General features: G+C 38.0%; 16 protein-coding genes. 12 read left to right on the top strand and 4 right to left on the bottom strand.

Annotated elements, in window-relative coordinates; translation table 11 throughout:
- Positions 1–166: 166 nt before the first annotated feature.
- The 5 genes from REI64_RS00195 (at position 167) to REI64_RS00175 (ending at position 7,442) form a co-directional block, all read left to right on the top strand.
- Positions 167–2,350, top strand: coding sequence for a glutamine synthetase III (locus REI64_RS00195; RefSeq protein WP_308848059.1), 2,184 nt, complete (start codon positions 167–169; stop codon positions 2,348–2,350).
- A 236-nt stretch (positions 2,351–2,586) separates the two neighbouring features.
- Positions 2,587–4,296: a lysine--tRNA ligase gene (lysS, locus tag REI64_RS00190; protein WP_308848058.1), complete on the top strand. Its 1,710-nt coding sequence runs from the start codon at positions 2,587–2,589 to the stop codon at positions 4,294–4,296.
- 77 nt (positions 4,297–4,373) lie between these two features.
- Entirely contained in the window at positions 4,374–5,354 is a 981-nt protein-coding gene (locus tag REI64_RS00185) for a Gfo/Idh/MocA family oxidoreductase (RefSeq protein ID WP_308848057.1), read from the top strand.
- A 298-nt stretch (positions 5,355–5,652) separates the two neighbouring features.
- Complete coding sequence (locus REI64_RS00180) at positions 5,653–6,909, top strand: type IX secretion system plug protein domain-containing protein (RefSeq protein ID WP_308848056.1); 1,257 nt, start codon at positions 5,653–5,655, stop codon at positions 6,907–6,909.
- Positions 6,910–6,914: 5 nt separating this feature from the next.
- Positions 6,915–7,442, top strand: coding sequence for a YfiT family bacillithiol transferase (locus tag REI64_RS00175; RefSeq protein ID WP_308848055.1), 528 nt, complete (start codon positions 6,915–6,917; stop codon positions 7,440–7,442).
- On the opposite strand, the gene REI64_RS00170 is transcribed toward REI64_RS00175, so the two are convergent.
- The 3 genes from REI64_RS00170 to REI64_RS00160 form a co-directional block, all read right to left on the bottom strand.
- Positions 7,439–8,206, bottom strand: a complete 768-nt coding sequence (locus REI64_RS00170; RefSeq protein ID WP_308848054.1) for a hypothetical protein — start codon at positions 8,204–8,206, stop codon at positions 7,439–7,441. The genes REI64_RS00175 and REI64_RS00170 overlap by 4 nt on opposite strands.
- 136 nt (positions 8,207–8,342) lie before the next feature.
- Positions 8,343–9,113 (bottom strand): hypothetical protein, encoded by a 771-nt coding sequence (locus tag REI64_RS00165; protein ID WP_308848053.1) that lies wholly within the window; start codon positions 9,111–9,113, stop codon positions 8,343–8,345.
- A 4-nt stretch (positions 9,114–9,117) separates the two neighbouring features.
- Positions 9,118–10,668 (bottom strand): phosphodiester glycosidase family protein, encoded by a 1,551-nt coding sequence (locus REI64_RS00160; protein WP_308848052.1) that lies wholly within the window; start codon positions 10,666–10,668, stop codon positions 9,118–9,120.
- A 267-nt stretch (positions 10,669–10,935) separates the two neighbouring features.
- Between REI64_RS00160 and REI64_RS00155 the strand changes: the two genes are divergently transcribed.
- The 4 genes from REI64_RS00155 to REI64_RS00140 all read left to right on the top strand — a co-directional run bounded on the left by REI64_RS00155 (position 10,936) and on the right by REI64_RS00140 (position 18,032).
- A complete protein-coding gene (locus tag REI64_RS00155) occupies positions 10,936–11,529 on the top strand; it encodes a sigma-70 family RNA polymerase sigma factor (protein WP_308848051.1) in 594 nt (197 codons plus the stop codon).
- Positions 11,530–11,587: 58 nt separating this feature from the next.
- On the top strand, positions 11,588–12,805 hold the full coding sequence (locus REI64_RS00150; RefSeq protein ID WP_308848050.1) for a FecR domain-containing protein: 1,218 nt from the start codon (positions 11,588–11,590) through the stop codon (positions 12,803–12,805).
- Positions 12,806–12,928: 123 nt separating this feature from the next.
- Positions 12,929–16,405 (top strand): SusC/RagA family TonB-linked outer membrane protein, encoded by a 3,477-nt coding sequence (locus REI64_RS00145; RefSeq protein WP_308848049.1) that lies wholly within the window; start codon positions 12,929–12,931, stop codon positions 16,403–16,405.
- Between the two features lie 10 nt (positions 16,406–16,415).
- Entirely contained in the window at positions 16,416–18,032 is a 1,617-nt protein-coding gene (locus tag REI64_RS00140; RefSeq protein ID WP_308848048.1) for a RagB/SusD family nutrient uptake outer membrane protein, read from the top strand.
- 119 nt (positions 18,033–18,151) lie between these two features.
- Here REI64_RS00140 and guaB read toward each other — a convergent pair whose 3' ends face one another.
- Entirely contained in the window at positions 18,152–19,624 is a 1,473-nt protein-coding gene (gene guaB, locus REI64_RS00135; RefSeq protein WP_308848047.1) for an IMP dehydrogenase, read from the bottom strand.
- 348 nt (positions 19,625–19,972) lie between these two features.
- On the opposite strand from guaB, the gene REI64_RS00130 reads away from it, so the two are divergent.
- The 3 genes from REI64_RS00130 to REI64_RS00120 all read left to right on the top strand — a co-directional run bounded on the left by REI64_RS00130 (position 19,973) and on the right by REI64_RS00120 (position 24,364).
- A complete protein-coding gene (locus REI64_RS00130; protein WP_308848046.1) occupies positions 19,973–20,362 on the top strand; it encodes a hypothetical protein in 390 nt (129 codons plus the stop codon).
- Positions 20,363–20,484: 122 nt separating this feature from the next.
- A complete protein-coding gene (locus REI64_RS00125; protein WP_308848045.1) occupies positions 20,485–22,311 on the top strand; it encodes a PQQ-binding-like beta-propeller repeat protein in 1,827 nt (608 codons plus the stop codon).
- A gap of 64 nt (positions 22,312–22,375) precedes the next feature.
- The gene (locus REI64_RS00120) at positions 22,376–24,364 is read left to right on the top strand and encodes a transglutaminase domain-containing protein (RefSeq protein ID WP_308848044.1); all 1,989 of its coding nucleotides are present in this window, start codon (positions 22,376–22,378) and stop codon (positions 24,362–24,364) included.

Genomic DNA, 24,364 nt, shown 5'->3' with positions numbered 1-24,364 from the left:
AAAATCCATAAAAATATTTTCAAGTGAACAAATCACACAAAAACAACAAAAAACAAGTGGAATTTTCAAAAAATAGCAGCAAAAAATATTTTATATCAAATTTTTAATAAAATTTTAATAAAAAATCATAAAAAATCATATTTTTGAATAAAAATTAATCAAATAAATGAAAAGCTTAAGAACCATAGCACTAAAAGAAGCACAAAACAGAGAAATTCCTGAAATATCAGCACCATCTACTAAACTTTCTGACTTCTACGGCTCAAACGTTTTCGATAAAAAGAAAATGAAAGAATATCTTTCTAAAGATGTTTTCGAAAAACTAATTTCTTCTATCAACCAAGGCGAATTGATTAACCAAGATGATGCAAATCAAATTGCAGCAGCCATGAAAGCTTGGGCAATGAGCAAAGGTGTTACTCACTACACCCACTGGTTTCAACCATTAACCGGCTCTACTGCAGAGAAGCATGATTCTTTCTTTGAACCAAGCGGCGATGGTGCTATCGAGAAATTTGCTGGTAGTGCTTTGGTACAACAAGAGCCAGATGCTTCAAGCTTCCCTAATGGCGGTATCCGTAACACTTTCGAAGCTCGTGGTTATACGGCTTGGGATCCTTCTTCTCCAGCTTTCATTATGGAAAACTCTGCTGGTAAAACACTTTGTATTCCAACTGTATTTGTGGCCTACACAGGCGAAGCTTTAGATTATAAAGCACCTCTATTGAAAGCACTTTCTGCTATCGACAAAGCAGCAGTAGATGTTTGCCAATATTTCGACAAAAGTGTATCTAAAGTAAATGCTTCTTTAGGTATAGAGCAAGAATATTTCTTAGTAGACTTAGCTTTATTTAACGCTCGTCCAGATTTAGTATTAACTGGCCGTGCTTTATTTGGCCACATGTCTGCAAAAGGACAACAACTAGAAGACCACTACTTTGGTTCAATTCCAGAGCGTGTATTTGCCTACATGGTAGATTTCGAAAACGAAGCCATTAAATTAGGTATTCCTTTAAAAACCCGTCACAACGAGGTAGCTCCTTCACAATTTGAGTGTGCTCCTATTTACGAAGAAATCAACTTAGCCATAGACCATAACCAATTGTTGATGGACGTAATGGAGAAAGTTGCTCGTCGTCACAACTTTAAGGTATTATTGCACGAGAAACCATATGCAGGCATCAACGGTTCGGGCAAACACAACAACTGGTCGTTGATTACCGATACTGGTAAAAACTTATTGGCGCCAGGCAAAACGCCTAAAAACAACCTAATGTTCTTAACTTTCTTCGTTAACACGATTAAAGCGGTACACGAACATGCAGATCTATTAAGAGCAAGTATTGCATCAGTAAGCAACGATCACCGTTTAGGTGCCAACGAAGCTCCACCAGCAATCATTTCTATCTTCTTAGGCCAACAATTAGATGAGATTTTAGACGAAATTGAGCATTCACGCTTAAGCAAAAAATTAAAGGAAGATAACTCATTATGGTTAGGTATTCCTAAAATCCCTCAGATCTTGTTGGATAACACAGACCGTAACCGTACTTCTCCATTCGCTTTTACGGGTAATAAGTTCGAGTTAAGAGCAGTAGGTTCTACAGCTAATTCTTCTGCACCAATGACAGTTTTAAACGCTATCGTAGCAGATCAACTAGTTAAGTTTAAATTAGACGTAGATAAATTGATCAAAAAAGGCGACAAAAAAGACGTTGCTTTAATGACGGTTCTAAAACGTTACATCAAAGAATCTAAAGCTATCCGTTTTGAAGGAAATGGTTATAGCGATGAGTGGGCGGAAGAGGCAGAAAAACGTGGTTTATCAAACATCAAAACTACACCTAAAGCTCTTGACGCTTACGTTAGCGAAAAAACTACAGAACTTTTCACTAAAACTAACGTATTCAGTAAACGCGAATTACATGCCCGTCACGAAATTTTGCTGGAGAATTTCTACAAAAAACTTCAAATCGAGGCTCGCGTATTTGGCGATGTAACTAACAGCCAAATCATTCCTGCGGTTATTGCTTACCAAAATTCATTGATCGAGAACGCTAAAGGCTTAAAAGAACTTGGCTTAAGCAAAGAGGCTATCGCTACGCCATTGGCAATTATAGACAAAATCTCTAGCCACTTATCTATTGTTAAAAACAGCGTAGATACCATGCTAGAAGACCGTAAACAAGTAAATAAAATCGAAGATACTCGAGAAAAAGCAATTGCTTACGACGAAAAAGTGAAAGCTCACTTCGATACTATCCGTTATAATGTCGACAAATTAGAGCAAATTGTTGATGATAGCGTATGGCCATTGCCTAAATTCAGAGAATTGTTATTCTTAAAATAAGCAGCAAATTTTCTTTTTATATAAGGTGCAGCAGTTATGTTGCACCTTTTTTATACATCACCCATTTGGCTTTCTAAAACTCTTATTTGATCTAACAGAGGCTGAAATAAAAGGCTAAGCTTTCCTTGGAGGTAAAATCAATTAAAAAACCACTAAAATAAGCATAACGCAATATTAAAGGCTTGTGTAAGCGGCAATAACGAAGTATTTTACTACTTTTGCAAAAAATTCAATTAATGAGTATAGGATTATCAGAACAGGAAATATTGCGTCGCGATTCGTTAAAACAGCTTCGCGAACTGGGTATTAACCCATATCCTGCAGAGGCGTACGAAATCAATGCTAATGCAGCAGACATTTTAGCTAACTACGAAAAAGATAAAACAGCATACAAGACAATTAGCATTGCGGGAAGAATTATGGGCCGCAACATTATGGGTGCAGCTTCTTTCGCTGAACTTCAGGACGCTACTGGTCGTATCCAAATTTATTTGAAGCGTGATGAGCTTTGCCCTGGCGATGATAAGACCTTATACAATACAGTATTTAAGAAATTATTAGATATCGGCGATTTTGTTGGTGTGGAGGGTTATGTTTTCACCACTCAAACTGGTGAAGTTTCGGTACACGTGAATAAATTAACGGTACTTTCTAAATCTTTACGTCCGTTGCCAATTGTGAAACGCGATGATGAAGGAAACGTATTTGATGGCTTTACCAATCCTGAATTGCGTTACAGAATGCGTTACGTAGATTTAACGGTAAACCCTGATTACAAACAGATTTTCATTAATCGTTCTAAGGTGATTAACACCATGCGTAATTACTTCGACAGCCAAGGTTGGATGGAAGTAGAAACGCCGATTTTACAAGCAGTGCATGGTGGTGCGGCGGCTCGTCCGTTTGCAACACACCACAACACTTTAGATATGCCTTTATTTTTGCGTATTGCGAATGAGCTTTACCTAAAGAGGCTAATCGTTGCAGGTTTTGATGGCGTTTACGAGTTCGGTAAAATGTTCCGTAACGAAGGGATGGACAGAACGCACAATCCTGAGTTTACATCGATGGAAATCTATGTAGCTTACAAAGACTACGTTTGGATGATGGGCATGGTGGAAGAGTGTTTGGAGAAAATTGCAGTGGCTATCCATGGTTCGCCTGTGGTGAAAGTTGGTGCACATGAAATTGATTTTGCTGGTCCGTACGAGAAATTAACAATGTACGAATCAATTCAAAAATATACGGGCATCGATGTTTCTGAAATGAGCGAAGAGCACCTGGCTCAAACTTGTAAAGATTTAGGTATTGAGATTGATGACAGCATGGGACGTGGTAAATTAGTGGATGAACTTTTCAGTGAAAAAGTGGAAGCTAATTTAATACAGCCTACGTACATTACCGACTACCCTATCGAAATGACACCTCTAGCTAAGAAACACCGCAGCAAAGAAGGTTTAGTAGAGCGTTTTGAGCTATTTGTAATGGGTAAAGAAATTGGCAATGCTTATTCTGAATTGAATGACCCGATTGACCAAAAAGAGCGTTTCGAAGAGCAATTGAAATTAGCTGCCAGAGGCGATGATGAAGCGATGGCAATGGATGATGATTTTGTTCGTGCTTTAGAATATGGTATGCCTCCTACTTCTGGTTTAGGTATCGGCATTGATAGATTGGTAATGCTAATGACTGACCAATCGACTATCCAAGAAGTGTTGTTCTTCCCTCAAATGCGCCCTGAGAAAAAGAAAATTGAGCTTTCTGCTGAAGAAGCTGAATTATATGCTTTGGTAAAAGAAGGTGAACAACAATTGTTGAGCGATATTAAAGCTCAGCTAGCAGACTGGAGCAATAAAAAGTGGGATACTACTTTGAAAGGCTTAACTGGCAAGAACATCCTTAAGGTAAATAAAACCGATGATGGTTTGTTTTTAGAGCATAAATAAGTTAATTGCGTCACAGCCATTGATTATAAAACATAAAGATTGCTTCGTACCAACTATTTACGCAAAAGCAAAAAATCATGACTGAAATTAAATGGGGAATTATTGGCTGTGGCGACGTTACCGAAGTTAAAAGCGGACCTGCATTTAACAAAGTAGCTAACTCGCAATTGGTAGCAGTAATGCGCAGAGATGCTGCAAAAGCAGAAGACTATGCAAAAAGACACGGTGTGCCAAAATGGTACAGCAATGCATCCGATTTAATTAACGACCCTGAGATAAATGCGATTTACATAGCAACTCCGCCCCTACAGCACGAAGAATATACCCTAGCGGCATTAGCTGCTGGCAAACCTGTGTATGTAGAAAAACCAATGGCGCTAAATAGTACTGCCGCACAACGAATGGCTGATGCTTCGCTCAAATATGGCGTTAAACTGGTAGTTGCGCATTATCGCAGAACACAACCATTATTTCTTAAAATCAAATCATTATTAGCAGAAAAAGCCGTTGGCGATGTAAGGTTTGTAGACTTGAAAATGCTTCAGCCCGTGGCTAGTGATATTATTGCCAATTCGGAAGAGAACTGGAGAATTAACCCGGCCATTTCTGGTGGTGGTTTATTTCACGATTTAGCGCCACACCAACTAGATTTAATGCTGTACTATTTTGGCGAAGCAGTGAATTTCCACGGATTAGCCAGCAAAAAAGATGTAACCGCACCCGTAGCTGATTTAGTAACTGGACATATCGAGTTTGAAAACAATGTAGTTTTTAATGGTTTGTGGTGCTTTTCTGCGCCTCAAAATGAACAAACTGATAGCTGTGAAATTATTGGCTCAAAAGGGAAAATCGCCTTTTCTGTTTTTGGTCAGTACATCAAAATCAGTATAGATGGCAAAGAAGAACTGCTAAACTTCGAGCCATTACAGCACGTAGAACAACCCATGATTGAACAGGTGGTAGCGTATTTTAGAGGTGAAGGTGAAAATCCTTGTTCTGCAGAAGAAGCTTTGAAGACCATGAAAATAATGGATGCTTTTACAAATACCGCTGATTAGAGCTTTGCCATGTTTGTGCGCCAGACGATATCAAGAAATCAAGTAATGCACATAATTAAATATCTAACTGACCCTGAAATAAATTTACTTCGTAGCTACTTCGTGGTCAGGGTGACGCATATTTTCGCTCCGTCATGCTGAATTTATTTCAGCATCAGTTTTAATAGATGTTCTAACTTTACATAAAAGATACAATTGCGTATATCCATTCTAACCCGAAATCTAAATATCGCTTTATTGCGGCTAAAATCAAAAAACTAATCCTTTTGTATTTTCGTTAAATTGATATATTTATAAAATGAAATACAGATTAATCATTTGCCTACTATCTTTCTTGTATCTATCTACGGCTAAAGCTCAGGGCGAATATCAAAATAAAATTTACAAGGATTACATTAAAACGGTTGAGTGCTACAATACCAGCAAAGAGCAATCAATTCCATTAATTAACCTAAAAACTACCGAAACTATCACCTTTGGTTTCGATGATTTACGTGGCGGTCAGAAAAATTACAGCTACACCGTAGAGCATTGCACTTGGGATTGGAAATCATCGAGAATTAACATTTTAGATTACTTAGAAGGTGTACAACAAGATATCCTTTTCAATTATCGTTATTCGTTTAACACTTTGGTAAAGTTTACGCACTACCAAATGACATTCCCCAACGACCAAATGAAGGTGAAGATCGGCGGCAACTATATTCTTAAAATCTTCGAAGACAATGACCCTAACAAAATCGTGATTACCCAGCGTTTTTTTGTAGTAAACAATACCATCAATATTGGCGCAGAGGTGGTTCCGGCTACAGATGTTACAGATAGAAACTCGAAACAGAAGATTAACTTCAGCTTGTTTCATCAAACACCAATCAACAATCCATTTTTGGAGGTAAAAGCTGTGGTAATGCAGAATTATATCCCTCAAACCGCCATTACCAATACCAAACCATCTTTTGTAAAACCTGGAACTTTGGTTTACAATGATATCAATACCAATCATTTTTATGGTGGAAATGAGTTTAGAAAATTCGATACACGTAGCTTTAGATACAAGGCAGAACACGTGGCTGATATTTATCGCGACAGCACACAAAATGTGATTTTATCTATCGATTTGCCTAACGCAAGTAGTAGATATAGCAATCAGTTTGATGAAAACGGAAATTTCTTTATCAGAAACACTGATGGTAGAGATAATGTGACTGATAGTGATTACGCTTATACGTTGTTCACTTTAGCCGCACAACCGCCTACCCTTAAAGGTAATGTTTATGTTGTTGGGAGATTTAATAACTATGCCTTAACCGAAGAAAACAAACTCACTTTCGAGTCTTCAAGACGCAGGTTTTATGGCAACATCAAACTAAAACAAGGTTTGTACGATTTCAAATATGTTTGGGTTGATGAAAACGGAAAGTTCAACGACACGGTTTTTGAAGGCTCTTTCTTTGAGACAGAAAACAGCTATCAGGTTTTTGCGTATTACCGTAGACCAGGCTCAAGATATGATGATTTGGTAGGTTTTACAAATATCAATAGCGTAAAGAGATAAGAATAATGAGCGAAAACATTGACCATTTAAAGTTTCCAATTGGCAGGTTTAATGCTCCTGAAGAGATTACTTTAGTGCATACTAAAGGTTGGATTGAAGTAATTGAAAGCTTTCCGGAAAGGCTGAATACTGCTACTGCAGAACTGAGCGAAGAAGAATTAGAAAAACAGTACAGACCAAACGGTTGGACGATAAAGCAAGTGGTGCATCACTGTGCAGACAGTCACATGAACAGTTTTGTAAGATTTAAACTTGCACTAACAGAAGATACGCCGACTATCAAGCCTTACCATGAAAATTTGTGGGCACAACTCTCAGATTACAAAACTCCAATAGCAAGCTCTATCAAAATATTGGAAGGTCTTCATAAAAGATGGGTTTTATTGTTAGAAAATCTTAATGAAGCTGATTTAGAAAAACAGTTTATTCATCCAGAAAACAATGAACTTATATCATTAAAAAAGAATATAGGTATCTACGCTTGGCATTGCAATCATCATTTAGCACATATATTAATTGCTAAAAACAATTAAGAACCAGCACCATATATCTCTATTTTTTCTCCGCCTTTCGAACGATCATCTTGAGTAGAATAAATAGAAAAGTTGTTTGCACTCGGACATCTCATATCTGTATAACGACCATCGTGAAATGGTGTTTCTACCAAATTTCCATTTACGATACGGTATAAATAACTGTTTTTCCATTCGGCAGCAACAACCTTGGTTTTTGTAGCTTGCACAGGTTTCCCTTCATTTGCCACTTGGTCAATGGCGTTTACACGTTTAAACTCACCCTTTCCTACAAGTGTATAACCTCCAGCCTCAAAATTCTTCTCAAATTTCTTTCCAGCACCTTCAACAGTCAACCTCAATATCCCGTTAGCAACAATTTTAACCGACATGGTAACTTCTTCGCCCTGGTACCAATAGTAACGAGCTTCGGCTGGAGCATTTTCATACAGAGCAGCTTGCCCACTTCCAGCATGTGCGGTTCTTCTTAAAAATGGTCTAAATGCTCGTCTATCTGCAGTAACAGCACCACTTTCATCACGAATTACTTCCCAAGTTAAACCAATATCGGTTTCTTGCCCGCCCATGTTGCCGCCCATATAAACAGACGGATTATCTAGAAACTGCGCAGGCTTAGCAGGATTAACTCTAGAAGGATCAAAAGTAATGGTGGGCAAAACCACTCGCCCACCAATACCTCCCCATACGTCTACACTCGAAACCAATTTACGATAATATGCACCTGCAAAGCAACTTTTTGAAGCTACTGGCTTAACCTCGCCCATAAAAAATGAGTTTGGGTTGCTTGATAAAACTGGAGATGCCGGCTCACCTTTTTTCTTTGCACAAGAAAAAAACAGGCAACATAGCACTAAAATTAGGTTACGAATGCTCACTAGACTTGGAGATTTTAATCAAACATTAATAATAAAATTTATACGCATTTTTTTCGTTAGCAGAAGCCAACAATGCAATTAACAATTGTGGTGGCGCATTTAAGGTATATTCCAATACGTTGTTCCCTTTTTGCAAAGAAATATTTTTTGCATTGAACAATACTTTACCACTAACATCTGAAACTGAGAAACTAGCGACTTTAGTAGTAGGTGAATAAACATTAACCTTGATACTCTGATTTGCTGAATTCGCAATTACAACTATATCTGTTTTGTTTAAATCGAATTGCACGGCAACGATAATAGACGTAGTGAAAGTACCGTCCCTATCTACACTTTTTAACTGGTAATAGTTCGTTCCATTTGCTGGTTTTGTATCCCTGAAAGAATAGTTTACCAATTCGTTGGAGTTGCCTTTAGCACCAACAGTGGTGATACGTTCAAATTTTTTACCATCTGTAGAACGAAGGATTTCAAAATGTTGCGCATTTCTTTCCATGGTAGTTGCCCAAGTGACATTTACAGCATCGGCATCTTTTTTGGCATTAAATTTTTGCAATGTGATTGGCAACACGACATTTCTTAGTGCTTGAATGAACGCTCTGTTATTTACGCCGAAGCCATCGCCCCAGCTCACATCTGCATAAGTGTTAATGGTAGTGCCCTGCTCGTTAGTTGTGGAGAAAGCTACGTTTCCACCGTTGATATCTTGTAAAAGCTTGGTTAAGTCTACGGCTTGTGCTTTTACAAACATTGCCGAAAATATAATTGCGGATAATATGATGATTTTCTTCATGAGCTTAGTTTTTAGATTTGATTAAAATTACGCCTGGCATAGTACGTTCTTCACCATTAGGATTAGATGGACGCACCGTTAACTGGTTGTTGATACGTAGTGTTGTAGAACCGCCGCCATCTAGGTTTAGCGCTGCCACACAACCCATATCTAGCATTAAATTAGACAAGTCGTTTAAGCTTAACCCCATAACGTTAGGACTAACGGTAGTATTGCCACCTTCCACAGCCAACAAAACAACCTTGCCATCCGCAGTATATCCAATAGCAGATCTACCTCTTTGAGCAGTGTTATCAAGATCAGCTAATTCTTGCGCCGAAGTAACGTTCACAACACTATTTTTAACCAACACAGGAGAACCCCCTATAGCACTTACTACATTCCAAATTGTTCCACCGGTAGTTGTTGGCACTGGCTGTGGTGCATCATTAACGTCGTTTGGTGACGGTACAGAGTAAGAATATACATTGTTACCAACTTTATAGGTCCAAGTAATATCTGGTTTCCAAGTTGGAGAAAGACCGAAAGTACCCCTAGTAGGATAATATGTGCTTGTGGTGCCGTTGTAAACACTACGATTAAGAGAAGCCACATTATTGGCAGCAGTTGTTCCATTGTATTGTATATGACTTAGTGCCGTAGTAAAAAAGAAACCACCATTTAAACAAGCCAGAACCGTTCCCGTTTCATCGTTTACAAAATTTTGCGGAGTTTTAAATGTAGCAGAATGTGTAGGTTTAAATTCTACCAACCTTGGATCAAACACTACTGCGTAGGCATTCATTTGTCGCCCATTATAAGGCGTTGTAGTACGAAAAACCTGAATCCCAGCGGGAAAACCAGCCATTAAAGCAGTTTCTTTTTGCCAATATAAAGGCAATGTGATTAAATCAGCGTTAGGATCAAAAGGTGTAGTATAAGTTGGTGCATTTGGCATAGTCAAAGCAACTACACCTTTTACATTGTTCCCTCCAGTATAACCATCTAACAAAGATTTCGGGCTCATAATTGCATTCCATACCGCTCTACTGTAGTAATTACCAATACCAACACCTAAAGCATGAATTGCTTTATTTGCACCATCACCGGTTGTACTTTCCGTATCAGCACTAATTAGAACAACTTCGTTAACAGTCATGTTCCAAGCTTTACCAACAGCAAGGTCTGTCATATACCTGGTGTCATTTACAGCAATACTTATTTTGAAATCAGAGGCATCGACATCTGGGGTATACGATCCCAATTCTGAGGCCGACATTCTGCGGAGAACTATCGTAGTTCCTGATCTAAGGTTTTTCCAAAGTTCAATATCATTAAAGCGAAACTTCGCACCGCCGTCATCTAAATTACTACCACCATTGGCATAATCTTTAACAACGTATTTTCTAATGTCTAAATGGTCTTTAACCACCACTAGTTCTACCACGTCATCTTCACCGGCAGTACCAGCGGCGGCAGTAGCACTGTTAAAATAACGGTTCACTAAAATGTCTTGTGCTTTGCTATAACTATAAAAGCAGATAGCAAAGCAAATAGTAAGTAAAAATTTGTTCATAAAGGTTAGGTTAATTTATTAATAAATAAAAAATTTAGCTAAACTTATTAAAATAAATTATTAAGTTAAAAGTATTTTTAATATTTATTTTAAATAAACAATCATATATTAATTTTTTTCAAACATTATATGTTCGTTAAAGTGGGTTAATCTTTAAGTAATTTCACCTTTATTCTATTTATTTTCTGCGACCAGTTTTCACAACGATTATTGCTTTCTTGAATATTCGTAATAATTTTGCTTATGAATAGCTATATTAGCTTATACATGAGTAGGACAGATAATCTAATGGATGATTTTCGTACTGGAAGCGAGATTGCTTTCCAGTATGTAATGAAACAACATCTGCATGCACTTACTTTCCATGCGTACAAAATCTGTCGCAATAAAGAAACCGCCGAAGAAATAGTTGCAGATACCTTCTCGAAATTATGGCAACGTAAAGAGAATTTTGAAAATGAAAGCAATATCAAATCTTTCTTATACATCACCACACGTAATGCTTGTTTCGATTACCTAAAATCAGCTGTGCAGCAAGCTAAAAACCTCTCTGTTGAGCTAGATGAAGATTTGATGTTGAACGATAACGACCCTCTAACTCACCTTATTCATGCAGAAGTTATCAAATCTCTATTTCAAGAAATCAATCGTCTTCCACACAGACAACAAGACGTTTTCAAAATGCACTACTTGGAGGGACTCACTACAGATGAAATTTGTAATCGATTAAATGTAACTCCAAACGCAGTATTTGTTGCCAAGAAAAAAGCATTAGCCGCTATCCGTAAAACATTTGTGGGCAAGGATTTACTGGCATACTTAATCTTTGCCAAAATATTTTTCTACAAAAATTTTAATTAGATTATTTTTTTTGGACAGATTTATCTTTTGATTTCGTTTCTATAAAAAAACGAGACAAGTGCACCAAACAGACCGTATAATAGAGCTACTAGGAAAATACCTAGATGAAAGCCTTAACGACCAACAATTGCTAGAACTTCAGCAGTGGGCTAATGCCGACCCGCAAAACCAGCAACTGATAGAAAGGCTTAATCAAAACAACTTACTAATCAAAGACATACGTCTTTATTGGGAATTATGGAATGATGACGAGGCCACTAATCGTGAGCAACGAATTTTAGACAAAGTTGCGCAGAGAACCAAGCAGCCTTCAATCGTGCCTTTATATTATCGTGTACGCAAATGGCTACCGTATGCCGCAGCATTACTAGTAATTGCAACAACTACCTTATTCTTAATCAATCGCGAGTCGCAAAAAAACACTGACAAAGAAGATGTAGTTAATGCAGCTGACATCCTTCCTGGCGGAAACAAAGCTACGCTTACACTTGCTGATGGCAGAACGATTGATTTGAACTCAAAGCAGTCGGGCATTGTTGTGGGAAAAGATATTACCTATTTGGATGGATCATCAATTGTAAACGACAAAAACGCTGCGTCAGAAACTTTAGTTTTAAAAACCCCTATAGGAGGCAACTATAAAGTAGTGTTGCCAGACGGTTCTCAAGTATGGTTAAACGCTGATAGCAAACTTACTTATCCATCTAGATTTGCATCGAACGAGCGAATTGTAAAGCTGGAAGGCGAGGCTTACTTCGAAATAAAACATCAACTCATCTCTGGAAATAAAATCCCTTTTAAAGTATTAAGTAATGGACAAACTGTAAATGTATTGGGTACTGAATTTAATGTTTCAGCCTATGCTGAAGAATTTCAACTTAAAACAACGTTGGTAACAGGAAGTGTAGAAATCGTAAATCTTTCGTCTAAGAACATTAACAAAATTGCGCCAGGCCAACAAGCAACTTTAAACGGATTAGAAACCAAAATCAGTAATGTTGACGTAGATAAGATTGTAGCATGGAAATATGGTCAATTTTCTTTTGATGATAAATCTTTTGACCAAATCATGAGAGAAATGGCTCGTTGGTACAACATAAAGATCGAATATGAAGGTGGCATCCCTACCGACAGATTTACAGGAAACGCATTTAAGACCGATAAACTTGCAACCGTTTTACGCTTTTTAGAAAGCAGCGCCATTAAATACCGTATTAAAACGGACCAAAACAACAATTATAAAGTCATTATTAATAACACAGCAAACGGGAGGTGAAATAGCGCATAAATACTAACTAAACAGACGTTCGGCTTGCGTCTCTTAAAAAAGGGAAAAACGTCAACATTTTCCTTAAAAAGCAGAACCAAACATTTTATTATCCTAACCTCAAACAATTTAATGAACCATTACCTATTTAGAGTATTGAGATTGATTATTATCTTTCTCACGGCGGGCTTCATTCATGTAAGTGCCGCCGGCTACTCCCAAACCATAACTTTAAAGGCAAACAAACTGCCGTTTGAAAAAGTATTAGACAACATTCGTAAACAAACTGGCTACGCTGTTTACGCCAATGTACTTCACTTAAAAGAAACTAAACCAGTATCTATTGCAGCAACCAATATGCCGCTTGTAGACTTCTTAGATAAAATCCTGGTAGATCAACCGTTACAAGCTTCTATAGAAGATAAAACAATTGTACTTTACAAAAAGCAACCAAACGCTGTAAAGCCAATTTCAAAACTTGGAAACATTGAAACTAAACAAACACAGCAACAACTCACTGGAAAAATAGTTTCTGCGGAAGATGGAAATCCAATCCCTTTTGCCAACTTAACTATTAAGGGAACAACAAAAGGTACTTCAACAGATAGCGAAGGCAATTATCGTTTAGATGGAGTAAAAGCTACTGATGTGTTATTGATTTCATCGGTTGGCTACCAAAACTTAGAAATTGCTGTGAATGGACGTTCAAAAATCGATATTAGAATGTCGCCGCAGTTAGAAACCCTGAACCAGGTAATGGTTGTAGCTTACGGTACTGCGAAGAAAAGTACGTTTACTGGTTCTGCAGCTGTCATTAACGAAGATGTTTTCAAAAACAGACCAAGTACGGAAGTAACACAAGCGTTGGCAGGTACTACACCTGGCTTACAAATAGGAACATCCAACGGACAACCGGGGTCTGAACCTACGATCCGCATTAGGGGGCTTGGCTCGCTTAACGCAAGCAATAATCCATTAATTATTTTAGATGGTATTTATTATGACAATGCCATTAGCAGCATTAACCCAAATGATATTGAGAGCATTACAGTTTTAAAAGACGCAGCATCTTCAGCACTATATGGTGCTAGAGGAGCAAATGGCGTTTTATTGATCAACACCAAGAAAGGAAAATCTGGAAAACCTGTAATTGTGGCAAAATATAACTTTGGTTTAACATCGAGGCAAAGTACAGATTATGAACGTTTAAACGATAAAGATTACATGGAGCTTTACTGGGAATCTCATAGAAACTCTTTGTTATTAAACGGTAGTACGTTACAAAATGCCAATGCGCAGGCTGGTCCCAACTTATTGGCTGGCCTTAGTTACAACCCTTATTTGATGAGCGCATCAGAATTGTTTGACAGCAATGGAAAGTTAAATCCGAATGCTGTTAATCACTGGGCAGATGATACCGATTGGTATGGAGGCATTACACAGACGGGAAAAAGGCACGATGGTACCATCGCTATAAGCGGAGGAACAGAAAAAACAGATTATTATACCTCTTTAGGCTATATGAATGAAGAAGGTTTTATCATTGGCTCTGGTTTTAGCAGAATATCAGCAAAAGCAAATGTTAATTCTCAAATAACCAAATGGCTTAAAATGGGAAGTAATCTTAATGTTGGCCACTCAAAATCTTTTGGCGAGCAATCAGAAACTAGCGGCGCAATTTCTAACCCGTTTAGAGCTACGAGATATTTAGGTAATATTTTTCCAATCCATTTGCATAATCCAGCCACTGGTCAGTATATTTTGGATGCAGAAGGCAATAAGATTCCTGATTTCGGGGGCGGATGGACTTCTGCAGATGGTTCTATTGTTATCCCGAAAAGAGATGCTTATTCAGGTAGTAACCACCCATTTCAGGTTCATGATAATTACAGAGGGCTTTTACGCCAAACGATAAACCTTACAGGATATACAGACGTAACCCTTGTAGAAGGTTTAAAATTTACAGCGAATGGCACACTAGGCTCTAACATGTTTCGTAGCTGGAACGGAGGATTTGCATATCCCCAATTAGGTACGGCAGGTTCATCGGCACAAAATACTTCCAATACCACAACGTGGACATTCCAACAGCTTTTGAATTATAATAAGAACTTCGGCAAACACCATTTTGATGTTCTTGCCGGACATGAGAGCTATCAATTTCAATACTGGTATCTTTCTAGCTCAATGAAAACGCAAACCATTATAGGCGATAATTTTGAGTATGCAAACTTTACAGAAATTAACGCAAATCCTAACTCATATACTCATAATTATCGTGTAGAGGGCTATCTATCTAGGCTAAATTATGATTATGACGAGAAATACTTCGCATCGGCATCTTTTAGAAGAGATCGTTCTTCTCGTTTTTATCAAGCTGTTCGTTGGGGTAACTTTTGGTCGGTAGGTGCAGGCTGGGCTATCCACAAAGAAAATTTCATGAACAACGTAAAATTTGTAAATCAGTTGAAATTAAGAACTTCGTATGGCGTAGTGGGCAATGATGATTTGAGCGACTACTATCCATGGAGAGCACTTTACGCTCCTAGTAATAACGGCGAACCAGGATACGTACAATCTAGCTTAGGAAACCGAGAGTTAACTTGGGAAGTTTCGAAAAGCTTTGATGTTGGTGCAGAGTTTGCTTTATTCGGCAACCGCTTAAATGGATCTTTGGAATATTTCAATCGTGTATCTAGTAATTTGTTATTCAGCGTTCCCCAGGCAATATCTACCGGAATAGGAACAATTGATCAGAATGCAGGATCGATGTACAATAGAGGCGTAGAAGTAAATTTGAATACTCAAGTTTTTAAAACAAATGATTGGACTATAGGCTTTAATGTAAATTCTACTTACATCAAAAATAAGATCACTTCTTTACCAGTAGATCCATACACGAGTTCAATCTATAAAATTGAAGCAGGGCATTCAAGATATGATTTTTGGTTAAGAGAATGGTATGGTGTAAACCCTGAAACTGGCTTTAACCTTTTCCGAGCAGATCTTGATCGATTTACCTTTGCTCCTAACGAACTGAAAGAAATAGATGGCGTTCAGTACACAGAAAATGTGGAAAAAAGCTTGTATGGTTATACTGGCACCGCAATGCCGAAATTAACTGGCGGATTTGGAGCCGATGTTACATGGAAAAACTTTAATTTGAGAGTTAATTTCTACTATCAGTTAGGCAGTAAATTCTATGATGGAGGCTATAGATCTTTTATGACAGGTTCATTAACATACGGCAGCCAACACAAAGACTTGCTTAACAGATGGCGCCAACCTGGAGACATTACTGATGTAGCTATTGTAACTTCAGGTACTAACCCTGTTAATATCGAAGCAGCAAACTCTACCCGATGGCTAGTATCATCTAATATGTTAGAGTTAACCAATATCAATTTATCTTACAACGTACCTAAAAGCTTTTTGAAAAATAAAAATATATCAAATGCGCTTATTTACTTTTCAGCAAATAATGCTTGGTTAACCACGGCTAGAAAAGGAATGTATCCTAGAAGGAACTTCCAATCAGGATACATTGGTAACGATGATGTATATCCTCCTTCTACTATCGCATCTTTTGGTTTATCCTTAACTTTTTAATCTATTAACCATGAAGAAGATTTTATTATTAATATGTGGATTTATTGCGGTGACAGCGCTATCTTGCAAAGATGAATTATTTGAGACAAAATCTACCAGTGCAGTAGACCAGTCGATAATGTTTAAGGATACCAAAACAGCTTTAATGGCTATTAATGGAATCCATCGCTTAATGTACGAAAAAGGTGATTTTGCACCTAAAATGGGTTATCAGTATTATATGTTGTATATGGATTTTTTGGGTGAAGATCTGGTTTACACTAAATCCAATGCACAATTTCGTACAGAAACAGATTGGACACGTCATAGACAGCCAACCAATCAGTATCCTCGTCATATATACGAGTACATCTACAGAATTATTGCCAACGCCAATATGGTGATAGAGAATATAGACGGAGCAGAAGGTCCTCAAGAAGAAAGGGATTATATTAAAGGACAGGCTACATTTTATAGGGCTTTTTCTCATTTCTGTGCTGTACAAATTTATGGCAAACGTTACGATCGTGCAGGAAATAATACCCAGTTAGGCATTGTGCTAAGAACAGAATCATCTACTGAGGCCAAAGCTAGATCTACAGTAGAAGAAACCTATACTTCTATTAACAATGATTTAGATGAAGCTATCCGTTTACTCTCTAACGTTAGCTTTCAACGTTCTACCAAAATGCATATTAACGTACATGTGGCAAGAGCTATCAAAGCTCGTGTTTTACTTACACAAGGCAAATGGCTAGAAGCAGCAGAAATGGCGAAATTGGTAGTGGATAATTCGGGCGCAAGAATGGACAAAAGTTGCTACGATTACAAACAAGGTCGTTGTGCCGATGCTAGAAACAACGAATGGATTTGGGCTAAAATAGCACAGCCAGCTTTGGAAACCGCTACCCTTTTTAATTTTTACAGCTACATTTCAAACACTAACATTTCTTACAATAAGAATACGCCAAGAGCTATCTATAACTTACTATACGAGAAAATCCCTAGTACAGATATCAGGAAGCAACTTTGGGTTAATAATGTGGTTGGTCACCCTGGTTTGGTAATTCCTCCGGCCGGAAATGCATTCAAGTGGATGAGCCAAAAGTTTATTGTAGATTTTCCAGACAGTAAGTCATCGTCTTACAACGGAGCAATTATCACTGCCGACTTAGCCTTGGTGCGTCTGCCAGAAATGTACTTGATTATGGCAGAAGGTTATGCAAGAAGTGGCCAAGAAGATGTAAAAGCACGTGCTGCTCTATTTACTTTAGCAAAAGATCGCGACCCAGCTTATGTATTAAGTACTAAAAGTGGCAACGATTTGGCAGAAGAAGTAATGTTCCAACGACGTGTTGAGTTATGGGGCGAAGGCTTCCGTTTCCTAGATCTAAAACGTTTAAATATGAATTTAGATAGAGGTCCAGCTCCTAGACCAGGTTACAACCAAGGCGGTTCGGCCAATAATTGGAAACACAATGCAAATCCTACTAATTTAGATCCTTTGGCTTCTAATTTCAATATGTACGAAGAAAAAGCCGTGGGTGAAGCCAGTAGATTTTTTCCTGCTGGAGCAAAAGAGTGGCAATTTGTAATTCCAGATCTGGAAATACAACGTAACCCACTTGTTAAACAAAATGAGTTATAAAATTATAGCGCTGAAAAAAAGCCGTTGTCGAGAGTTTCGACAACGGCTTTTTTATGATGCTAGCAAATCATTTACGAGAATTTCATTTTAAATAGATTTTCTCTTACAGATTTACGAATCTATTTACTAGTGTAATTTGGTGCTTCTTTAGTAATGGTAATATCGTGTGGATGACTTTCACGCATACCTGCAGCTGTAATTTGCACAAATTGTGCTTCTTGCAATTTCTCTATGCTAGCAGCGCCACAGTAGCCCATACTCGCACGTAAACCGCCAATATATTGGTACATAACCTCGGCCAAAGTTCCTTTGTATGGTACGCGACCAACAATTCCTTCTGGTACCAATTTCTTGATATCGTCTTCTACATCTTGGAAATAACGATCTTTAGAACCTTGTTCCATCGCTTCGATAGAACCCATACCACGATAAGATTTAAACTTACGTCCTTCGTAAATGATCGTTTCACCTGGGCTTTCCTCTACACCTGCGAATAACGAACCTGCCATTACGGTGCTCGCTCCTGCAGCAATTGCTTTTGCAATATCGCCAGTGTGTTTAATACCACCATCAGCAATAACCGGAACACCAGTACCTTTCAATGCTTTAGCACACTCAAAAACAGCGTATAATTGTGGTACACCTACACCAGCAATAATTCTGGTGGTACAAATAGAACCCGGACCAATACCAACTTTAACGGCATCGGCACCTGCCTCCGCTAAAAATTTAGCTGCTGCACCTGTTGCAATATTACCAACAATCACCTGCAATTCTGGATATTTAGCCTTTACTTCTTTCAACTTATCTACCACACCTTTCGAGTGACCGTGAGCCGTGTCAATAGTTATTACATCAACACCAGCTTTTACCAAAGCATCTACACGCTGTATCGTATCTGGCGTTACACCAACCGCAGCGCCAACTCGTAAACGACCACGTTCATCTTTACAAGCGTACGGATAGTGTTTTACTTTTTGGATATCCTTAAAAGTGATTAAGCCGCTTAAAAAACCTTCTGCGTTAACCACAGGTAGTTTCTCAATTTTATGGTCTTGTAAAATTTCTTCTGCTTGTTTTAACGTAGTACCTTCTGGTGCAGTAATTAGGTTTTCCTTGGTCATTACCTGTGCAATTGGCTTGCTCATATCCTTTTGGAAACGCAAATCTCGGTTAGTAATAATACCTACCAACTTATTATCAGCAGTTACTACCGGAATACCGCCAATTTTGTGCTCCTTCATTATTTTGAAAGCATCTGCCACTACCGAAGTTTCCAACAAAGTCACCGGATCTTGGATCATTCCACTTTCCGAACGCTTTACTTTGCGAACTTCCTCGGCTTGTCTATCGATACTCATGTTTTTATGCAACATACCTATACCGCCGTTTTGCGCAATGGCAATAGCTAATTCTGCCTCGGTAACGGTATCCATAGCAGCCGAAACCAAAGGTACATTCAGTTGAATTTTCTTGGTTAAAAAGGTGCTGGTGTTAACATCACGAGGTAAAATTTCTGAGTATGCAGGCACTAACAAAACATCGTCGTATGTTAAACCTAAAGCAATAAATTTTTGGGGATCGAGTTGCATAGCAAATAAATTAGTTTTCTTATTTGCGGGGCAAAGATACAATATTTCACCGTAAAATGAAATAGCGATTGTTATATTTAAGTAAAGCTATTGTTGTATTTCATGGGCATAGGAAGTCCTGCTGTACGCTGTTATCTTTTTTGAACCTTTGTCATCCTGAGCTTGTCGAAGGACGCCCATCGCAACAAGGCTTCGATAAACTCAGCCTGACACAAACATTAATGGTGAGGTTACAAAAAAGTATAACCATTACCATCAGGTTTATTTAACAAAAAACAATGCTACTATTTCCCACCTTTTGTAGCGTTTAGCAAAATCACTGCGTATGGGCAACAAAACCTAAAATCAATGAACAGACCAAATCTATTCCTATACCTTATCATAATTTGCACTATTGCATTTATGAGTAGCTGCGACAAAGAAAAAACCCAAGCTAAAGACCAGCAGGAATTGGAGCAATTATTTAATCAAATTAAAGGAATTGCCGAAAGTAGCACCTGTGGGCAAAACCAAGAACTAAAATATATTGCTATTGGTGCAAAAGCCTGCGGTGGTCCCACATCATATTTGGGATATAGCTCTAGCATTAATGTATCAGAATTTGAAAATATGGTAGCTAAGTATACTGAAATGCAACAAAACTACAATAAAAAGTGGAATGTTATTTCTGATTGCATGGCGCTCGCCCCTCCCAAATCTGTCACCTGCGAAAACGGAAAACCTAAATTAGTTTACTAACCACCAATTAATTTAATAAAACATGGAAAACCTCATCATATACGTCAAAATTTCGCTAGAATTCTTTTACAACAGATATTTATCCTAATTTCAACTAGTAGAACTATTAGGAATATCATTGAATGAAAAATTTGTTTGTCGCAGTCTTTTTGTTGATTGCCAATTTTAGCTACGCACAGAATTTTAAGTACGCTTTCGTAACCGATACGCATATTGGCACAGCTACTGGAGAAGAAGATTTGCGTAGAACAGTTGCCGATATCAACAAACAGACCGATTTAGATTTTGTGATTGTTACTGGTGACATTACCGAAATGGGCACCAATGAAGAGCTAAAATTGGCGAAAGAAATCCTTTCTGGCTTAAACAAAAAGTTCTATGTTATTCCAGGCAATCATGATACTGGTTGGTCCGAATCTGGCGGTGTTTCTTTTATCAAAGAATTCGGCTACGATAAATTCACTTTCGACCACAATGGATATCGCTTCATTGCCTGCGCATCTGGTCCGTATGTACGCATGAGCGACGGGCACATTCCCCGCGATGCCACCGTTTGGTTGGATAGCTTGTTAAAAGCAACACCAAAAGCTACGCCCGTAGTTTTCGTTAACCACTACCCTATCGATAACAGCTTAGACAACTGGTACGAAGTTACCGACCGTATCAAAACTAAAAACATACAGTATGCCATTTGTGGTCACGGACACCAAAATAAAGCCTATAACTTTGAAGGCGTAGAATCTACAATGGGTCGCTCTAACCTAAGAGCAAAAGATAGCATTGGCGGCTATAACATCGTAAACATGACGAAAGACACTGTTTACTTCACTACAAGAAAACCCAATGGCGAGGTTTTGCCAACTTGGAGAAAAATTGCCTTAAAAACGTTTGTAAATGATGGTAAAACTTACGAAAGACCAGATTTTTCAATTAACCAAAAATACAACAACGTAAAAGCCGTTTGGGCTTACCATTCCAATGCCAATGTAGTAAACACACCTACTTACAATAACGATTTGGTAATATTTGGCAATAGCTTAGGCTTGGTTGAGGCATTAAACAGAAAAACGGGTAAGCCAATTTGGACTTACAAAACTAAAGGCGCTATCTATTCCTCGCCCGTAATTAGCAACGGCTTAATCATTTTAGGTTCTGGCGATGGAAATATTTACGCTTTAACTTTAGCCGGAAAACTTGCTTGGAAGGCATCAGCAAACAAATCGGTTTTAGGTGTGCCAATTGTTGAGGGCAACACGGTATTTATTGGTGCTAGTGATAATACTTTCAGTGCTTTTGATGTTAAATCGGGAAAACTAAAATGGCAATTCAAGGAAGTAGAAGGAACCATCGTTGGCAAGCCCCTCATCTATCAGGGCAAGATTATTTTCGGTTCTTGGGGCCGACACTTATATGCTTTAGATGTGAGTAGTGGTGCTTTAGCATGGAAATGGAACAATGGAAATGGTAACAGAATGTTCTCTCCCGCCATGGTTACACCGGTAGCTACAAATAATACTATCTACATCGCTGCTCCAGATCGTGTTTTAACTGCAATTGATGCTACTACTGGGCAAACTTTATGGCGCAACAGCGAGGCAAAAGTACGTGAGTCTATCGGAATTTCTGCGGACAGCACTTTAGTTTACGGCAAAACCATGCAAGATGAAATTGTTGCCTACAAAACTACTCGTACTGATGAAGGTTTAGCGTGGAAATACAACGCTGCTTACGGCTATGAGCACACACCATCAGATTTAATTGAAAAGAACGGCAAGCTCTTCTTTGGCACTAAAAACGGAACCGTTTACTGCATCGACCCTAAAGAGAAGAAAACCTTATGGGCACACAAGATAGACCACTCTATGGTAAACACCTTTAAAGTAATTGATAGTAACACTTTATTAGTGAGCACGATGGACGGGAAGATTGCTTTAATTAAAGCGAACTAACTTCTTTTTTATTTTTCTCTTTTACTGCAGATTTTCTTGCTATCTTGTGATATAAAGAAAAACCATGCAAATTAAACGTCTAATCTCTCTAACGGGAATCGTATGCCTATCTCTCTCCGCCTACGCTCAAAAAAAAGAATTCAAATTTGGGAAAATAGCACTTGAGGAGTTTAACGCCAAACCATTTGGACAAGACTCTGCCGCTGCTGCGGTAAAGTTATTCGATGTTGGCGAGTGCTTTTTCCAGTATAACGACCGTACCGGATTTGAATACATATTTGAACGTCATGTGAGGTACAAAATCATCAACAAGAACGCTTATGACCTAGCTGATTTCCAAATTCCGCTTTACAAGAGCAGTACAGGCAACGTTAGAGAAGATCTTATCAGAATGGAAGCTGCCACTTACAATTTGGAGGCAGAAAAAATTGTGACTACTAAACTAGGTAAGGAATCTAAATTCACTGAGGAGTTTAATAAAAACTATCAGATTAAAAAATACACGCTTGGAAATGTGAAAGAGGGTGCAATTATTGAATACAAGTACGCCATAAGATCTCCATTTACATTTCAGCTAAAGGGATGGTCGTTCCAAGGGAATGTACCTACTTTGTATTCAGAATACAATGTCAAAATTCCAGAGTACTTGATCTACAAGCCATCTTTTAACGGTTACTATAAAATTAACCAAACCAAAAGAGAAACTATTAACGCTCACTACGTAGCAGGCCTTACTTCTAACGCAATATACACACAGTATGTGCTAGAAAATGTACCAGCTATGAAATCAGAACCATTCATTACTACAATGGATGATTACATTACATCTATTGATTTTGAATTGATGGCCACCAATTACCCTGGTGATATTTACCGTAATTTCACAGGCACTTGGCCCAAAATAATTGGAGGCTTGGTAGAAGATGAGAACTTTGGACTGTTCGTCAAGAAAAATTCTGTAGCGAAAACGTTGTTACCTACTATAATTAAAGGTGAAACCGATACACTAAAGATTGCAAACCTAATCTATAACTACGTAAAAAGCAATGTAAAGTGGAATGAAAATTACAGTTTGTACAGTAGCGAGACAAATCCTAAGACTATTCTCGACAAAAAAACTGGATCTACTGCCGACATTAACCTTTTGATGCTAATGTTATTGAAAGAGGCCAAAATTGATGCAAATCCAGTTTTAATTAGTACGCGTAGCAACGGCATGCATCCTGGAAACCCGGTGATCTCTAAATTTAATAGTGTCATCCTCAATGCAAACATTGGAAATAAAGATATTATCTTAGATGCAACAGACAATGACCACTTCATAGGCATGACCGCTTATGAAAGCTTAAGCCATCAAGGTTTTTATGTAGATTTAAAAAATAAAGTAGGCGTTTGGACTACTATCGAGCCCACTCACCGAAATGAAAAAATTTACAACTACAACCTTACACTTGATACCGAAAATAAACTTAAAGGTTCAATGGTGCAGTACTATAAAGGTTATGGCGCACTTTCGTTAAGAAATAGGTACCGCTCTAATGCTTCAGAAACTGAATTTGTAAAAAGTTTGAAAAAGGACAAGCAAGGTTTAGAAATAGATAAATACAAAATAAACAATCTAAATGATTTCGATAATTTGCTAAGTGAAGAACTAACCGTAACCATTGAAGATAACGTGGAAGAGGCCGGTAACTTAGTGTACCTAAACCCACTGCTTTACGAGCGAACCAAAGAAAACCATTTCAAACACGAAACCAGAACCTTCCCAGTAGATTTTGGCTATGCAATGAGAGAAACAATAAGGAGCACGATTAATTTCCCAGCTGAGTATGAGATTGAAAAACTTCCAAAAGGCAGCGCATTTAAACTGCCAGATAATAAAGGTACATTTAGCATCCAATTCCTAACACAAGACAAGGTTGTTTTGGTAACAAGTATCATCGAAATCAATAAATCTGTTTTTTCTCCCGAAGAATATTTCGACATCAAAGAACTTTTTAAAATAATTGTGGAAAAACAGGCCGAGCAAATTGTCTTCAAAAAGAAATCTTAA

The sequence above is a fragment of the Pedobacter sp. genome (assembly GCF_031119335.1).
Classification (GTDB): Bacteria; Bacteroidota; Bacteroidia; order Sphingobacteriales; family Sphingobacteriaceae; genus Pedobacter.
This window is presented reverse-complemented; position numbering and strand designations above follow the sequence as displayed.

Coding starts and splice junctions, on each gene's coding strand:
- guaB (WP_308848047.1), bottom strand. CDS start 19,624: ATGCAACTCGATCCCCAAAAATTTATTGCTTTAGGTTTAACATACGAC.
- REI64_RS00130 (WP_308848046.1), top strand. CDS start 19,973: ATGAACAGACCAAATCTATTCCTATACCTTATCATAATTTGCACTATT.
- REI64_RS00160 (WP_308848052.1), bottom strand. CDS start 10,668: ATGAACAAATTTTTACTTACTATTTGCTTTGCTATCTGCTTTTATAGT.
- REI64_RS00195 (WP_308848059.1), top strand. CDS start 167: ATGAAAAGCTTAAGAACCATAGCACTAAAAGAAGCACAAAACAGAGAA.
- REI64_RS00165 (WP_308848053.1), bottom strand. CDS start 9,113: ATGAAGAAAATCATCATATTATCCGCAATTATATTTTCGGCAATGTTT.
- REI64_RS00175 (WP_308848055.1), top strand. CDS start 6,915: ATGAGCGAAAACATTGACCATTTAAAGTTTCCAATTGGCAGGTTTAAT.
- REI64_RS00125 (WP_308848045.1), top strand. CDS start 20,485: ATGAAAAATTTGTTTGTCGCAGTCTTTTTGTTGATTGCCAATTTTAGC.
- REI64_RS00140 (WP_308848048.1), top strand. CDS start 16,416: ATGAAGAAGATTTTATTATTAATATGTGGATTTATTGCGGTGACAGCG.
- REI64_RS00170 (WP_308848054.1), bottom strand. CDS start 8,206: ATGGGCGAGGTTAAGCCAGTAGCTTCAAAAAGTTGCTTTGCAGGTGCA.
- REI64_RS00120 (WP_308848044.1), top strand. CDS start 22,376: ATGCAAATTAAACGTCTAATCTCTCTAACGGGAATCGTATGCCTATCT.
- REI64_RS00180 (WP_308848056.1), top strand. CDS start 5,653: ATGAAATACAGATTAATCATTTGCCTACTATCTTTCTTGTATCTATCT.
- REI64_RS00145 (WP_308848049.1), top strand. CDS start 12,929: ATGAACCATTACCTATTTAGAGTATTGAGATTGATTATTATCTTTCTC.
- lysS (WP_308848058.1), top strand. CDS start 2,587: ATGAGTATAGGATTATCAGAACAGGAAATATTGCGTCGCGATTCGTTA.
- REI64_RS00155 (WP_308848051.1), top strand. CDS start 10,936: ATGAGTAGGACAGATAATCTAATGGATGATTTTCGTACTGGAAGCGAG.
- REI64_RS00185 (WP_308848057.1), top strand. CDS start 4,374: ATGACTGAAATTAAATGGGGAATTATTGGCTGTGGCGACGTTACCGAA.